This is a genomic window from Paenibacillus sp. PSB04 (assembly GCF_025809195.1).
Classification (GTDB): domain Bacteria; phylum Bacillota; class Bacilli; order Paenibacillales; family Paenibacillaceae; genus Paenibacillus_AQ; species Paenibacillus_AQ favisporus.
Genome location: NZ_CP081301.1, coordinates 3,461,173 through 3,476,226 on the forward strand (window position 1 = coordinate 3,461,173; position 15,054 = coordinate 3,476,226).

Consider the following 15,054-nt stretch of genomic DNA (forward strand, 5'->3'; position numbering starts at 1 on the left):
ACACGGATAACTCGATTGCGGTTGACCTTGGGCGTATATCAGGTGTATGACCGGCCTGGACTAAACTTACGCACATCTTAGGTGCAATAACTCTCTTGTCTGGCCCTTAGGCGGAATAACCCGCTTGTCATGGGCCTAACACACAATAACCCGCTTGTCTGCCAGAGGGCAGGGCATGCGGGTTATTGTGTGCCTGGCGCTTAGGATCCGCGCTGCGAGTCCGGCCGGGCGGAAGCGACGAGGTCCGGAGCCGTTACGACGGCGCGGTACGCCGTCGGGGACTGCCCGCACAGCCGCTTGAACTGGCGGGAAAAATACAGAGCGTCCGTCAGCCCGACGGAGGCGGCCACCTGCTCGATCGACAGCTCCGGCCGTTCGCGCAGCAGCTGGCGCGACTTATCGATGCGGAGCTTAAGCAAATAGGTCACCGGCGAGCATCCGGTTTCTTTCTTGAAAATCCGCGAAAGATAAGCCCGGTTATAGCCGAGGCTGTCGCACATTTGCTCAATGGAGACCGGATGGGCGTACTGTGCCGACATGTAGTGGATCATCTGCTTGACGGTCCGCTGCACCTGCGATTCCGTTCCCGTCAGCCGGGAATGGCTGGACAGGATATTCTGCGCTTCCGAGAAGATCAGGTACAGATAGCCGAGCGACGCCAGATCGGCGCTTTCCTGCTTCGTATAGAACGCTTCCTGCATCCGTTCAATAGAGCCGGGGATCATGGTGTCCCCGTCGGTAAAAAGCACCGGATGCAGCGGGTCGAAGCCGGCGTTCGCCAGGAGACCCTGCGCCTCTCTGCCGGAGAAGGCGGTCCAGCGGTAGCGCCAAGGCTCGCCGGCGTCGGAGGCGTAGCTGACCAGCTGGCCGGGATGAATGAGAAAGCAGCTCCCTTGTCCGAGCTCGTAGGTGCGCTGCTCGGTTCGGAACGTCCCTTTTCCCTCTTCTACATAATGAAGCAGATAGTAATCATAAATTTTTGGCCCGACGGCATGCACAGGCCTGGTCTGGCTCTCTCCCGCAAACAGCACGTGCAGCGGGCCGTCGTCATGATAGACGGGGTTTGAAGCAACGGAGTAGGTCTCCTGCGGAATCATGGATTCATCGATCCTTTCACAACCATCAAAATAAATGCGGTCCTTCTTACACCATTATATGCTCCAAGGTCACATAAATCCATATCCAGTCAACATAATTGCATTAACGCGGACAGGAAGTCCTTTTATAATGAAAGAGCAGAACCATAAGGAAAGGATGGGTGCATATCCCTATGACATCGGAAACTTTATTACAGCAATTCATGACGAAATACGGTGACAGCAGCGAGGGAGTACGTGTGTTTCATGCTCCGGGCCGGGTTAACCTGATCGGGGAGCATATCGATTATAACGGAGGTTACGTCCTTCCCGCAGCGCTGGAGTTCGGCACGACGCTGCTCATTCGGGAGCGCGGGGACGATGTGATTCAGCTGGCCTCCACAAATTTGCCTTATGAATACAAACTAGCCGTCAAGGAAATCGGCAGCCACAAAACGGGCGAGTGGGTGGACTATGCCGTCGGCGTCATGGTCGAGAACGCCAATATCGGCTGTCCGGTTACGAAAGGTTATGACATCCTCTATCACGGCGATATTCCGAACGGCGCCGGATTGTCTTCTTCCGCCTCGATCGAAGTGGTCACTTCGTATGCGCTGCAGTCGATGGAAGGGTGCAGTACGGATACGGTGCAGATTGCGCTCCTGTCGCAAAAGGCCGAAAACCAGTACGTCGGCGTCAACTGCGGTATCATGGACCAGTTTGCCGTCGCGAACGGAAAGAAGGACCACGCGATCCTGCTCATGTGCGACACGCTGGAATACAAGCATGTTCCGTTCCAGACCGGGGTCTACAAGTTGGTTATCAGCAATACGAACAAGCGCAGAGGCCTGGTGGATTCGGCTTACAACGAACGCCGCTCGCAGTGCGAAACCGCCTTGGCCCAGCTTCAGGCAAAGATGCCTTCGCTTCAGTATTTGGCCGGCCTGACGCCCGATCAGTTCGAATCGCTGAAGGATGCTATCGCCGATGAGACGGTCGTAAGACGTGCCCGGCACGTGGTCGAAGAAAACCAGCGCGTGCTGGATTCCGTGGAAGCGTTGAAGCAGAACGATTTGCATACCTTCGGACAGCTGATGAACGCTTCGCACGCATCGCTGCGTGACCTGTACGAGGTCAGCTGCGATGAGCTGGACGTTATGGTCGAAGAAGCGCAGCGGATCGAAGGCACGCTGGGCTCGCGGATGACCGGAGCTGGCTTTGGCGGCTGCACCGTGTCGCTCGTGCATGAAGATGCGGTGGAACGGTTCATTCAGCAGGTCGGCGAAGCGTATCAGGCGAGAACGGGCCTCAAGGCCGATTTCTATGTGTGCAGCGCAGGCGACGGAGTCAAAGAACTGAAGGGGGATCACTAACATGGCTATTCTCGTAACGGGTGGAGCAGGATATATCGGGTCGCATACGGTAGCGGCTCTTCTGGAGCGCGGCGAGGAAGTAGTCGTGCTGGACAATTTGCAAACGGGGCACCGCGGGGCGCTGCTCGGCGGCAAGCTGTACGAAGGAGATTTGCGGGACAAGGAGCTGCTGGCGAAGCTGTTCGCCGAGAACGAGATCGACGCGGTGATCCATTTCGCGGCGAATTCCCTCGTGGGCGAAAGTATGCAGAAGCCGGTGAAGTACTATGATAACAACGTCTACGGCACGCTCTGCCTGCTGGAAGCGATGGACGCGGCGAACGTGCGCCGGATCGTCTTTTCCTCCACAGCAGCGACTTACGGTGAACCTGAACGGGTGCCGATTGTCGAGAGCGACCGTACGCAGCCTACGAACGTGTACGGGGAGACCAAATTGATGATGGAGCGTATGATGTCCTGGTTCGACCAGGTGCTCGGCATCAAATACGTAGCCTTGCGTTATTTCAATGCGGCAGGGGCCCATGACAGCGGCAAAATCGGCGAGGACCACCGTCCCGAAAGCCATCTCATTCCGCTGGTGCTGCAAACCGCGCTGAAGCAGCGCGAGAGCATTGCCGTATTCGGCGACGACTATCCGACGGCGGACGGATCCTGCGTCAGAGACTACATCCACGTGAGCGACCTGGCGGACGCGCACTTGCGGGCGGTCGATTATTTGCGCAAGGGCGAGGCCAGCAACGTGTTTAACCTGGGGATCGGGGAAGGCTTCTCCGTGAAGGAAGTCATTGAGACGGCCAAGAAAGTCACTGGGCTGGACATTCCGGTCGTCGTGCAGGCCCGCCGAGCCGGCGATCCCGCTGTGCTTGTTGCATCTTCTGAAAAAGCCCGAACCGTGCTCGGATGGAACCCTTCGCGCACCAAGCTGGAGGACATTATCGAGAGCGCCTGGAGCTGGCATCAAAGCCATCCTGACGGATACGGCAAAGAATAAGGGGGAAGCGCATTGAATTCACAAACCGACACCACGAATCCCTTGAAAGAGCAAGCCTTGCAGGCGATCGACCGCCTCGTGCGTTTCGCCTTGGATCACCGGCTCATTCAGGCTGAAGACGCCGACTACAGCCGCAACCTGCTGCTGGATATGTTCGGCGCAAGCGAGCCTTCGCTGAGCGAAGCTGTGCCGGAGGCCGCGGACAGCCCGCAGCCGATGATCGATACGCTGCTGGATTACGCATTTGAGATCGGACTGATGCCGGAAAACACCGACACCTACCGCGACCTGCTCGACGCCAAAATTATGGGCCTGCTCATGGCGCGGCCTTCGGAAGTGATTGCGGAGTTTGAGCGCACGGCACGAGAACAGGGAATCGAAGCGGCAACCGACCGGTTTTACCGGCTGTCGATCGACTCGAACTACATCCGGATGGACCGGGTCAGCAAAAACGTATACTGGACGTATCCTTCGGAATACGGCGATATCGAAATGACCATCAACTTGTCCAAGCCGGAGAAAAGTCCGAAGGAAATCGCTATGGCAAAGCTGCTGCCGCCGCCGGTCTACCCCAAATGCCAGCTGTGCCGTGAGAACGTCGGTTATGCCGGCCGGGTCAACCATCCCGCACGCCAAAACCTGCGGATCATTCCGCTTGAGATGAACAACGAAAACTGGTTCTTCCAGTATTCGCCTTACGTGTACTACAACGAGCACTGTATCGTGTTCCACCATGATCACGTGCCGATGAAGCTGACGAAGGACAGCCTGCGTCGCCTGCTCGCTTTTGTAGACGTCTTCCCGCATTATTTTATCGGCTCGAATGCCGATCTGCCGATCGTGGGCGGGTCCATTCTAACCCACGACCACTTCCAGGGCGGGCGCCATACGTTCCCGATCCAGAACGCGCCGAAGGAAGCATCCTTCGCTCACCCGCAGTTCCCGGGCGTGACGGCCAGCATCGTCAAATGGCCGATGTCTGTGCTGCGGCTTGCGTCGGCGGACAGTGCCGTCCTGCTGGAATGCGCCGATTCCATCTACGAAGCCTGGAAGCAGTACAGCGATCCGGAAGCCGAGATTTATGCTTTTACAGAAGAAGGCGGGCAGCGGGTGCCGCATAACACGGTGACCCCGATCGTCCATCGGACGCCGGACGGGGCTTACGAAATGGACTTGGTTCTGCGCAACAACCGGACCAGCGAGGAGCATCCGGCGGGGATTTACCACCCGCATGCCGAAATGCACCATATCAAGAAGGAAAACATCGGCCTCATTGAGGTGATGGGCCTGGCGATTCTGCCGGGACGGCTGAAGGAAGAGCTGGATCAGGTCGCGGATATTCTGTCCGGAAACCGCGGGCTGTATGAAGCGCTGCTTCAGGACGACAACCATCCGCTCCAAGTCCACAAACCGTGGATCACCCGCCTGGTGGAAGAACAGGGCATGGAGCGGGACAAAGCTGCCGCCGAAGAATGGGTCCGCGAGGAGGTTGGACGCATTTTCGTGGAGATTTTGGGCCACGCCGGCGTCTACAAACGGACGGAGGCCGGGCAGCAGGCGTTCCGCCTCTTCCTTACTGCGATGGGTTATACCGAGGCGTAATTTCTTATATGAGGGGGATGCGCCCCCTTCCTTACAAAACCGCTTATTCCCTGCACGGGAAGGGCGGTTTGTTTCTTCTGCGGCCGGAGGGTTATAATATTTAGGGCAACTCATTACATCATGGAGGCGAATCCGACAATGAAAGCATTTGAATTTCATAACCCGACCAAGCTGATTTTCGGCCAAGGTCAGCTGGATAAATTAAAAACCGAAGTTCCGAAATACGGGAAAAAGGTGCTGCTGGTATACGGCGGCGGAAGCATCAAGCGCTCCGGCCTGTACGACAACGTGCTTGCGCTGCTCAAGGAAATCGGCGCCGAGGTGACCGAACTGGCAGGCGTAGAGCCGAATCCGCGCTTATCAACTGTACATAAAGGGGTGGACCTGTGCCGGACAAAAGGCATTGAGCTGATTCTTGCGGTAGGCGGCGGCAGCGTCCTGGACTGCTCCAAGGCGATTGCGGTCGGCGCCAAATACGACGGCGATATGTGGGACTTTGTGGAACGCAAAGCCGCTCCGCAGGCTGCCCTTCCGCTCGGCACGGTGCTGACGATGGCGGCGACAGGCTCGGAAATGAACGGAGGCTCGGTCATTACGAACGAGCAAACGAAAGAAAAGATGGGCTGGGGCAGCCCGTTTGCCTTCCCGGCATTTTCCATCCTAGATCCGGTGAACACGTATTCCCTGCCGAAAGACCAAACCGTTTACGGCATGGTAGACATGATGTCCCACGTGCTGGAGCATTACTTCCACCAGGAGACCAACACGCCGGTTCAGGACGGATTCTGCGAAACGGTCCTTCGTACCGTCATCGAAACCGCGCCGAAGCTGATTAACGATCTGGAAAACTACGAGTACCGTTCTACGATCATGTACTGCGGCACGATGGCGCTGAACGGTGTACTGAACATGGGCATGTCCGGCGACTGGGCGACCCACAACATCGAACACGCCGTATCGGCCGTGTATGACATTCCGCACGGCGGGGGTTTGGCCATCCTGTTCCCGAACTGGATGAAATATAACCTGAGCGTGGATCCAGGCCGCTTCAAGCGCCTTGCCGTCAACGTGTTTAACGTGGATCCGGCCGGCAAGAGCGACGAGCAGGTCGGGGAAGAGGGCATCCAGGCGCTTCGCGATTTCTGGAGCTCTATCGGTGCGCCGGCCCGCCTGGCCGATTACGACATCGACGACAGCCAGATCGAAGTGATGGCTGAGAAGTCGGTCCGCTTCGGTCCGTTTGGCAACTTCCGCAAGTTGAACAAGGAAGACGTCATCGAAATTTACAAAATGTCGCTGTAAGCCGATAAGCGTTCTGTCAGCGACCGGAGAGCTGGAACATCCTTCCCTTCTCCGCCAATATAGCCAAGGGGCTTCCCATAAGGTCGATCCGACCCGGGATAGCCCCTTTTTTGCCGTTCCACATCTTTCCCGTGTCGAGGGTTCGGGTTGATGCTGCCCACCCCTAGGTCGCTGAATTCATGGCTTACTTTATGCCTCCTGAGCCGGCTTGGATCTCTCGGCCTTCCATAGGGTCGGCCTCATGATGGCCCAGTCTCTTTCGGGAGCGTGCCAGCATTACTAAGCCCAGGAGGGCTGTCAGAACGGCAATCATGACCATAGGGCTGTATCGGTTGACCTGATAGAGAGTAGTGCTTGCAATAGGGGCGATAATGGCGGAAATCCCCTGCATGGCTGCAACCATGCCGGCAACGCCTCCTTGCTGTTCATGACTTACCGACAGAGAAGCGCCTGCCATAAATCCGGTCATCATAAGCCCAGCTCCTAAACCAAACACCAAAAACGCCAAATAGAAAAAGGGAAGCTGAATGGCAAAAAGGAATAGGAGCATGCTTGCGACGAGAATCAAAGATCCGAGCAGGATCATCGCCCGTGGTCCCCATTTCAGCCATTTGGACTGAACGACTTGTGAGATGAGCATAGCCAGGCCCGTAAACATGAGCCCGAAGGAAACGACCCCTGCCAACCGGTCAGACGGGAGACCGAGCTGATCCTGCAAATAAAAACCACCGACGACTTGAACCGTGACGAGCCCGATCATTGTCACCAACGCTGCAAGTAAATAGAGCCGTAAACCGGGTTGGAACGGACTGACTTTGACGGCCCCACCCCGAAGCGCCGGTTTCGTTGCAGGCATTAGCAGCAGAGTGACGACACAGGCGACAGCTGCCATCGTAATGCCAAAATATAAAGGCCACAATAAACCAATGATGGTGAAGATGCCGGCAACGGCCGGCCCCAGAACAAGCCCAAGCCCATTCGCAGCGCTGATGATCGCCATACCGCTTCCTCTATTTTTCCCCTCAGTCACATCGCCGATATAAGCCTGTGAGGAGGACAGGATGGCCGGAATGAAGAAACCGACCAAGCTGCGGGCACCAATCATAAGAGACAGCAGCAGCCCGCCGCTAAGCCAGTGTTGGAGACCGGCATAAAACACGGCCGTCAACAATAAAGTACTGATGCACATGCCGATAAACCCGATCAGTATAACCGGTTTCCGTCCTTTCGCGTCACTGATATTCCCCCATACCGGAGCCATGACGGCCATCATGACCGATCCGCTGGAAATCAGGATTCCGGAGTAAATTTCCTTGAGCCCTAATTCCCGTATTAGTGAGGGTGTGATTGGAGCAAGAAGCATAAGCCCTAACATCGCTACAAAAACGCTGAAAAAGACACTTCCCTTTATTTTATTCATTCGCTGCACTCCTTTTCTCAAATGGATCATTTGAGTAGGAGTATAAGCAAAGCGGGCTGTGTGTTCTCCCTCGTTACGGATGGAACTGCGGTCAAACGGATTAAAATTGTTTTTTTACCTCGGAAGGCTTCATGCCGTATCTCCGAAAAAACTGCTCGGAAAATGCGCTAACGTTGCTGTACCCTACGGTCATCGCAGCCTTGGTCACATTGGCGGCCCGGTTTCGCAAAAGGCTCATCGCATGGTCGAGGCGGATCTGTCTTACATATTCGAACACGGTCAAGCCGAAGCATGCCTTGAATCCCATCTTCAGTTTAAAGTCGTTTAACTCGACCATCTTTGCCAATGCCAACAGCGAAGGAGGGTCTGCCATACACGATTCAAGGATTTGCTTTGCCTGGTGCAATTTTTGGACATCCCCTTTAGACAAACCGCTCGGAATAGGCGTCACAACAAATAGTTGATGCATATGCCGGTTCAGCAGCTCCAGTGCAACTGCTTCCATCATTAGCGGGGATCTGTCGGCATTTTTTAAATCCGAGATTAATTGCTCTATCAATATCATGCTTCTCGCATCGGGTTCAACATCAAAAGACCGGAATGTTTGCCCTTGCAGGAGCCGGTTAAAATCCAAATGGTTGTTTGGCGACGCTGCCGAGGGACTAGCCGCATAATCGAATAGAGCTACCGGGATAGCCAGTGATAATGAAGTATACGGCTCTTCAGCCGATGGATAAAACTGGGCTTGAAAGTCCTGAACGAAGGCAAGTGTACCCCGCCCGACCGGAGTTTCGTGTTCCCGGCCCGATACCACCACCTGCCGTTGACCGGACAGAGTGAACTGAAGTTCAACCATACGCCCTTTTGAGGCAAAACGAAAAGGATACGGCTTGTGATAGTGAACCTCATGGTATACGATTTCGAACCCGCTGTAAGTCGTGACCTTGTATGCTATGCCGGTGCCGACTTCGGGTCGAAGCTTATAAGAGATTCCGTTGTTTTGGCCGAATAAGGTTTCACCGAAATATCGCTGACAAATGGAAGTCAACGGTTCCACAATCATCACCTCTGACGACGATTATACCGGACGTTTGATTGCGTTTCGAGGGGATCATTCGAATCATGCAATCAGACAGGAATGAACGAGAGCTCTCAATGGTTCACCGGGCGGCTTCGCCGCACCCAATAATGAAGCCGAACCAACCAAATCGTCTTCATCATTCCCTTCAGTGCCAGAAGAACGGCCATCATCTTCAGCCAAAGGATGACGTCCGGCTGATAAATTTCTGCAATATGCCATACCGGCACGACCTGAGTCATGCTCAATATGAGCACAATAAATAACCCTGTGAACTCCAGAACGATGATGTTGGCTATCACTTTGAAAGATTTTGCGGACGAGGCGGAAGGGTCAGGTCTCCATGGCCCAAGGCAGCGCCTGGCGGTTCGAGCGAATGTGTATAATAACCACGCGCTGAGTATGATTATAATTCCGTTAACAAGCAGATATTTCTGCATAATGCTTAGAAATGATCCACCTATCGGCTGCCCATTCAGGATGCTGATGACCCCGGTTGCGATGTGGGTCGTCGTGATGATGTGCGATTTGAATAATGTGGAATCGATCGCGTCAAGCACGTTAGCGAACACGATCACGCCCAATTGTTGTTCCGGCACAATGTAAGCCTGGGCTTGGAAGCCGATCGAGCCGCCCGGCTGGCCGATCACCGGCAAACCGTTAATTCGCGCCGTCATCCAACCCATGGCGTACGTTCCAGGAGCAGGCTCGGTCTGCATTAGCCGAATTCCCTCCGGAGAGAGCACGGACTTATTTTCAAATAGGCCGCCGTTGATTTGGGCTATCAAATAATGGCTCATATCCTCCGCGCTCGCATAAAGGTAACCCGCCGGCGCATCCCCTGGAATATAAACATAAGGGCCATCGTAGGCAGCGTTGTATCCGAATATCCGCCGGTAGGGCACAGCTAGTCCGTGCTTAGCTGCTTCATCAAGGGTTGCGTAGCTGTTATCCATCGATAGCGGGCTGAAAATATGCTCCTTTACGTAGTCGCCATACGACTGGCCGGACACCTGCTGAACAATAAAACCGAGCAGCACATAATTTGCGTTCGAATACCTGTAGGGCTGTTCGGTTGGCTTGGCTTTCTTTAGAAACTATTCTGCATAAGACATGGCGTTTTTCTTCAGAGCGTCTTGATAGGAGTCGTTAATGCTGGACAGCGTGTTGCTAAAAGTGGAGATTTGAGAGAACCCGCTTGTTTGGTTAAGCAGCTGACGTACGGTAATGAAATCTGCACCATTATACTTGGCAGGGATATAGTGCTGTATAGGCGCATCCAAGTCGATTTTACCGGATTCGGCAAGCTGCAGAACGGCCATAGCCGTCATCGATTTGCCGATCGAGCCTATTCCAAAAGGTGTGGAAGGAGTTACAGGACGGCCGGATGGATCAGCCTGACCATATCCTTTGACGTAAAGGATCCGATCCCCCTGTACAATGCCGAGAGCCAGCCCCGGAAGACGCTGCCGCTTCATTTCACGGGCAATGTACGCATCCACTTTGGAAAAGACGGCGTTTCCTGGTTGCTGTACTTTCGAGCTTTCGCCATCACACGCTGAAGCGAGCAGGAGGAAGATGGACAGACCGCACAAAATTATGGCTGCCAATCTCGTTTTCAACCTTATTTTCATCATATTCCATCCTCTTTTCATCAGGTTCTCTTGTGAATGAATATTTTTTAATTCATTCACATTAAGTAAAAAAAAAAGACTAACATCAATCATTTGTGATCTTTTGTTAGTCCTTGCATAATAAATTCCGCTAAATACTGTGTGATTTTTGGGAAATACTGAATTCCGATTTCTTCTTTATGCATATCGATGTAAACCAGCGAATCCAGGAAACCGGGTAACAGCTCCTCGTCGATATCTTCCCTGATCTTACCCTGGGCCTTCCAGGTTTTAAATAAATCCATGTAAAACGCACGGAAGGAATCGATATTTTTACTGCCTTCAGCTCTATAGTATTGTTCAAGTTCTTTATAAAAGTCCTTGCTGTACCATTCCTGCAAAATGGGGTTGGTATGAACTGCCTCAATATTCCGCATAATCAGCTGGTTAATGATGTTCAGCGGCTCCTGATCTACATCGATCGATTCCAAAAGCTGTTTCTTGAGGCTCTCATTTTCCTGGATGTAGATTTCCAGGAACAGCTGCTCTTTAGACGGATAGTAGTTATAGAACGTTCCAACGGCGATGCCGGCGGATTGGGCAATTTCTTTAATATTCGTTTTTTTGAATCCCTTTGTGCTGAACAGAGCCTTTCCGTGTTTAAAAATGTCCGATTTGATATCCATGAGCTCTCAACCTTTAGAATGAATATTTTTAAATTCATTCACATTAAAACATACCGTTTCCCGGACTGTCAAACACACCCATTTTGTTGATGGCCTTATTGCCGTAGGGGTGGATGGTTACAAATCATAATTCAGCTTCACCGTACAAGTATATTCCCGTCTCATAATCATTGTGCCCGTGCGGCATACTCGTTTTTGTAAATGCCCTGAACAAGTTCCAGCACTGGTCTGCCGGCTTCGGCATACTTCAACTCCGTGGGCTCGTTGTTCGACAGATATACCCCATTCAGCATCTTGTGCTTGCCGAAAGCCGCTTCATATAGAAGCGAAGCGCCCTTTGAAGGAGGACTCATGACCAGCTTCATCGCTATTTTTATATACCAGGGCAGCCCGGAATTTTTTCCTTTCCGCATCGTATTGTTACCCCCGGGGTCGGCGCTGCGGATCGTCAAGCCTTCGGCGGCTGCCAAGGGGGCGATTTCGCGGGTCCACAGTGACAACGCCAGCTTCGTAGAGGCGTAAGGGCCGAACAGCTTCTTGAACGTCCGTGGAGATGCGAGCTCTGCAGGCTCGAAGCGGCGGACCATTTTCATCGTCGAGGACGAGGTGTTAATGATCGTTTTGAAGGAACCTTGCTTTAGCAAATCTTTCAGCTCCATGAAGATGATATAGGGAACTACGGTTTGCAGTTCGAAGTGCATCTCCCGTCCCTGCTTGGAATACGCAAGCTCAGGGAAGCTGCCTCCGGCGTTGTTAAACAGCACGTCGATTTTGTCTTCCTTGCTCTTGATCTCGTCCAGCGCCCGTTGTAAGGCGGAGAAATTGGCGAGATCGGCCTTATATTGTCGAAGCTGCCGGTTGGCGAGAGCTTTCTGAATCAAGGCGTCGTCGCTGGGGAAAGCGGAACGGACCAAGGCAAGAACGGTCCAGCCTTCATCCAGCAGTCTGCGGGTCAGCTCCAGGCCGATGCCGTTGTTTGCCCCGGTAATCAGTGCAAGCGAGTTGGTTTTCATTTGTGCCTCCTAGCAGATGAATAGGTTTTTGTATTGGCGGTAAAGCCACTCTACAACTTGTAGTCGGCTACAAGTCAATCCCTATTTTCGAAAAACCTACCGGACTTGACCTGGAGTCAGCTCCAAGTTGTATGATGGTATGAACAGACCAGAAACGAAAGGGAAGAAAGCCATGACTGATGCATATACGATCAAAGAAGCCGCGGAGCACACCGGCATCCCCGAAGAAACGATTCGCTATTACGAACGGATCGGGATTCTGCCGCGCGCAGAGCGCAAACCTAACCGCCACCGGGTGTACCGGCCAAAGGATTTGGAGACGATGAAGCTGGTCACCTGCCTGAAGAAGACGGGTATGCCGCTGGAGGAGATGAAGCCGTTTTTGAAACTGTCGGTCGGCGATGACATCAGCGAGTATCCGGAGCTGCACGGTTTGATTTTGGAGCACCGGGCAAAAATCAGGGAACAGATGGACTCTCTTCAGCAGATCCTGGATTTCATTGATTCTCAGGTGATTGGAACAGCGCCTGAAGCGGAGTGTGGTTTGGCTGACCAGCCGAAACGATTCGGCTTCCTGAGCTTGAAACCGTGAGCCAGCCGGAAGGAAAAGGAGGATTTTGGCGGAAAATTCCCGGAATCTTAACGAAAAAGGAAAATTTTGAAACAATTTAGGCACTTCTAACGTATACCCTTATATAGACAGTCAGGAATACGCGCAGGGGGGAACGGTGGATGGAAACGCTTTATTGGAGCTGCCTGGCAGGCGGAGTTATTTTTGCGGTGGTCAGCGTGGTGCTCGGCGATATTTTGAGCCATGCGCTGGATGGGTTTCTCGATTTTTTGTCCGTTGACGTGCTGAAGCCGATGGTGATTGCGACGGCGGTGACTGTATTCGGTGGCGCAGGGATTCTGCTGCTGCGTTACACCAATTTGCACCAGGGCTTAAGCGCACTCATTGCTGGAATCGGCGCCGTTGCTATGGCGGGTGTCGTCTATGTGGCGTATGTCAGGCCGATGGAGAACAGCGAAAATTCCACGGGATATTCCATCCGCGAGCTCGAAGGCCGCATCGGTGAAGTGACGATTCCCATTCCGCCGGAAGGGTTCGGTGAGGTGATGGTGAGGCTGGGGGCAGGCAACACGCTGCACATCGCCTCCAGTCTGGAGCGCCTTCCGCTGCCCGCCGGAACCCGCGTCGTCGTCGTGGATGTGCTGGACGGCGTCCTGCGCGTGACCGGACTTGAAGAGAGAAAAGGAGATGTGGTTTGATGACAGTGCCTGAATACCTGGTAATACCGCTGATCGTCATAGGGGTAATCGTCGTGCTAGGCTTGGCTTTCTGGGCCCGTTACAAAACGGTGGGACCGGATGAAGCCATGATCGTGACGGGATCGTTTCTGGGAAGTAAAAACATATCGGAGGATGAATCCGGACGGAAAATCAAAATCGTTCGGGGCGGAGGCGCTTTTATCCTGCCCGTCTTCCAGCAATCGGAATTCATATCACTGCTCTCCCACAAGCTGGATGTGTCTACGCCGGAGGTATACACGGAGCAGGGCGTGCCCGTCATCGCTGACGGCGTGGCCATCATCAAAGTAGGCGGCTCGATTGAGGACGTCGCGACCGCAGCCGAGCAGTTCATTGGCAAGCCGATCGAAGCACTGAAGGGCGAGGCGCAGGAAGTGCTGGAAGGGCATCTGCGGGCTATTCTCGGTTCGATGACCGTGGAAGAGGTGTACCGGAACCGCGATAAGTTTGCCCAGGAGGTTCAGGGTGTAGCGGCGAGAGATTTGAAAAAAATGGGCCTGCAGATCGTCTCCTTTACGATCAAGGACGTACGCGACAAGCAGGGGTACCTCGATGCGCTCGGCAAGCCGCGGATCGCAGCGGTGAAACGGGACGCGGAGATCGCCGAGGCGGAAGCGATGCGCGATGCGCGGATCCAGAAGGCGAACGCCGAGGAACAGGGGCAGAAGGCCGAGCTGCTGCGCGATACGAATATCGCCGAAGCGACGAAGGCGAAGGAATTGAAGGTAGCTTCCTTTAAGAAGGAACAGGACACTGCCAAGGCGGAAGCCGACCAGGCGTACCACATACAGGAAGCCCGCGCCAAGCAGACGATGGTGGAAGAGCAGATGAAGGTAGAGCTCGTTCGCAAGGAGCGGGAGATCGACCTGCAGGAGAAGGAAATTCTGGTGCGGCAGAAGCAGTATGATGCCGAAGTGAAGAAAAAAGCGGACGCCGACCGGTATGCAGTCGAAGTCGCGGCCGAAGCAGACAAGGCGAGAAAAATGCTGGAGGCCGAGGCGCTGCAGTACTCCATCGAAACCCAGGCGAAGGCATCGGCCGAGCAAAAGCGGCTGGACGGCCAGGCCATTGCCGATGCAGAACGTGCCAAAGGTACCGCCGAGGCGGAAGTCATCCGCCTGCGTGGTCTTGCGGAAGCCGATGCGAAAGAGAAGCTGGCTGAAGCCTTCCAGAAGTTCGGCGAAGCGGCCATCCTCGATATTATCGTGAAAATGCTGCCGGACCTGGCGGGCAAAATCGCCGAGCCGATCGCTTCCATCGACAAGCTGACGGTGGTGGACACCGGCAAGGGAGAGGGCGCGGCACGCGTGAGCAATTACGTTACGGAGTTGATGTCGACGGCTCCGGAAATGCTCAAGAACGTGTCCGGCATCGACGTGGAGAGCCTCATCCAAGGCTTGACCGGACGGAAAACGCCTCCGGCTGCATCCGCGACGCCTGCGGCCGCGCAGCAGGATTTGGTTACCCTGGAAGCGGGGGCAACGAAGGAATCATAGAACTCTACGCGGGATAACCGGCGCTTTGCAAGCCGAGTGATCGGCATGCGAAGCAGACGACGGGGGATCACGATCCTCGATCAAACAGTAACAGAA

General features: G+C 54.1%; 12 protein-coding genes and 1 pseudogene. 7 read left to right on the forward strand and 6 right to left on the reverse strand.

The annotated features are described in order from the left end of the window. Nucleotides 1-200: 200 nt before the first annotated feature. A complete protein-coding gene (locus tag K2F33_RS15965; protein WP_105444416.1) occupies nt 201-1,097 on the reverse strand; it encodes an AraC family transcriptional regulator in 897 nt (298 codons plus the stop codon). 173 nt (nt 1,098-1,270) lie between these two features. Here K2F33_RS15965 and K2F33_RS15970 point away from each other — a divergent pair, with 173 nt between their 5' ends. From K2F33_RS15970 to K2F33_RS15985, 4 genes are all read left to right on the forward strand, one after another. Beyond that, the gene (locus K2F33_RS15970) at nt 1,271-2,449 is read left to right on the forward strand and encodes a galactokinase (RefSeq protein WP_263882179.1); all 1,179 of its coding nucleotides are present in this window, start codon (nt 1,271-1,273) and stop codon (nt 2,447-2,449) included. A 1-nt stretch (nt 2,450) separates the two neighbouring features. Further along, on the forward strand, nt 2,451-3,440 hold the full coding sequence (gene galE, locus K2F33_RS15975; protein ID WP_089548310.1) for a UDP-glucose 4-epimerase GalE: 990 nt from the start codon (nt 2,451-2,453) through the stop codon (nt 3,438-3,440). 12 nt (nt 3,441-3,452) lie between these two features. Next, entirely contained in the window at nt 3,453-5,042 is a 1,590-nt protein-coding gene (locus K2F33_RS15980; protein ID WP_263882180.1) for a UDP-glucose--hexose-1-phosphate uridylyltransferase, read from the forward strand. A 138-nt stretch (nt 5,043-5,180) separates the two neighbouring features. Then, nucleotides 5,181-6,344: an iron-containing alcohol dehydrogenase gene (locus tag K2F33_RS15985; RefSeq protein ID WP_076169663.1), complete on the forward strand. Its 1,164-nt coding sequence runs from the start codon at nt 5,181-5,183 to the stop codon at nt 6,342-6,344. A 184-nt stretch (nt 6,345-6,528) separates the two neighbouring features. Here K2F33_RS15985 and K2F33_RS15990 read toward each other — a convergent pair whose 3' ends face one another. The 5 genes and pseudogenes from K2F33_RS15990 to K2F33_RS16010 form a co-directional block, all read right to left on the reverse strand. Further along, a complete protein-coding gene (locus K2F33_RS15990) occupies nt 6,529-7,764 on the reverse strand; it encodes an MFS transporter (protein WP_263882181.1) in 1,236 nt (411 codons plus the stop codon). A gap of 100 nt (nt 7,765-7,864) precedes the next feature. After that, on the reverse strand, nt 7,865-8,620 hold the full coding sequence (locus K2F33_RS15995) for a helix-turn-helix transcriptional regulator (protein WP_244879334.1): 756 nt from the start codon (nt 8,618-8,620) through the stop codon (nt 7,865-7,867). A gap of 296 nt (nt 8,621-8,916) precedes the next feature. Next, nucleotides 8,917-10,569, reverse strand: a pseudogene (locus K2F33_RS16000) (serine hydrolase domain-containing protein). Further along, entirely contained in the window at nt 10,566-11,141 is a 576-nt protein-coding gene (locus tag K2F33_RS16005; protein ID WP_263882182.1) for a TetR/AcrR family transcriptional regulator, read from the reverse strand. Before K2F33_RS16005 ends, K2F33_RS16000 begins: the two are co-directional and overlap by 4 nt. A gap of 167 nt (nt 11,142-11,308) precedes the next feature. Beyond that, the gene (locus K2F33_RS16010) at nt 11,309-12,154 is read right to left on the reverse strand and encodes an SDR family NAD(P)-dependent oxidoreductase (protein ID WP_263882183.1); all 846 of its coding nucleotides are present in this window, start codon (nt 12,152-12,154) and stop codon (nt 11,309-11,311) included. A gap of 172 nt (nt 12,155-12,326) precedes the next feature. On the opposite strand from K2F33_RS16010, the gene K2F33_RS16015 reads away from it, so the two are divergent. The 3 genes from K2F33_RS16015 to K2F33_RS16025 all read left to right on the forward strand — a co-directional run bounded on the left by K2F33_RS16015 (nt 12,327) and on the right by K2F33_RS16025 (nt 14,958). After that, on the forward strand, nt 12,327-12,746 hold the full coding sequence (locus K2F33_RS16015; RefSeq protein WP_076170132.1) for a MerR family transcriptional regulator: 420 nt from the start codon (nt 12,327-12,329) through the stop codon (nt 12,744-12,746). Nucleotides 12,747-12,886: 140 nt separating this feature from the next. Next, a complete protein-coding gene (locus tag K2F33_RS16020) occupies nt 12,887-13,423 on the forward strand; it encodes an NfeD family membrane protein (RefSeq protein ID WP_089548304.1) in 537 nt (178 codons plus the stop codon). Continuing rightward, the gene (locus tag K2F33_RS16025; RefSeq protein WP_263882184.1) at nt 13,423-14,958 is read left to right on the forward strand and encodes a flotillin lipid rafts scaffold protein FloT; all 1,536 of its coding nucleotides are present in this window, start codon (nt 13,423-13,425) and stop codon (nt 14,956-14,958) included. The genes K2F33_RS16020 and K2F33_RS16025 overlap by 1 nt, the downstream gene beginning before the upstream one ends. The last annotated feature ends 96 nt before the right edge of the window (nt 14,959-15,054 follow it).

Excerpts from the sequence above, each read along its gene's own strand:
- K2F33_RS15990 (WP_263882181.1), bottom strand. The coding sequence starts at position 7,764 with ATGAATAAAATAAAGGGAAGTGTCTTTTTCAGCGTTTTTGTAGCGATG.
- K2F33_RS16005 (WP_263882182.1), bottom strand. The coding sequence starts at position 11,141 with ATGGATATCAAATCGGACATTTTTAAACACGGAAAGGCTCTGTTCAGC.
- K2F33_RS16015 (WP_076170132.1), top strand. The coding sequence starts at position 12,327 with ATGACTGATGCATATACGATCAAAGAAGCCGCGGAGCACACCGGCATC.
- K2F33_RS15985 (WP_076169663.1), top strand. The coding sequence starts at position 5,181 with ATGAAAGCATTTGAATTTCATAACCCGACCAAGCTGATTTTCGGCCAA.
- K2F33_RS16025 (WP_263882184.1), top strand. The coding sequence starts at position 13,423 with ATGACAGTGCCTGAATACCTGGTAATACCGCTGATCGTCATAGGGGTA.
- K2F33_RS16020 (WP_089548304.1), top strand. The coding sequence starts at position 12,887 with ATGGAAACGCTTTATTGGAGCTGCCTGGCAGGCGGAGTTATTTTTGCG.
- K2F33_RS16010 (WP_263882183.1), bottom strand. The coding sequence starts at position 12,154 with ATGAAAACCAACTCGCTTGCACTGATTACCGGGGCAAACAACGGCATC.
- K2F33_RS15995 (WP_244879334.1), bottom strand. The coding sequence starts at position 8,620 with ATGGTTGAACTTCAGTTCACTCTGTCCGGTCAACGGCAGGTGGTGGTA.
- K2F33_RS15965 (WP_105444416.1), bottom strand. The coding sequence starts at position 1,097 with ATGATTCCGCAGGAGACCTACTCCGTTGCTTCAAACCCCGTCTATCAT.
- K2F33_RS15970 (WP_263882179.1), top strand. The coding sequence starts at position 1,271 with ATGACATCGGAAACTTTATTACAGCAATTCATGACGAAATACGGTGAC.
- galE (WP_089548310.1), top strand. The coding sequence starts at position 2,451 with ATGGCTATTCTCGTAACGGGTGGAGCAGGATATATCGGGTCGCATACG.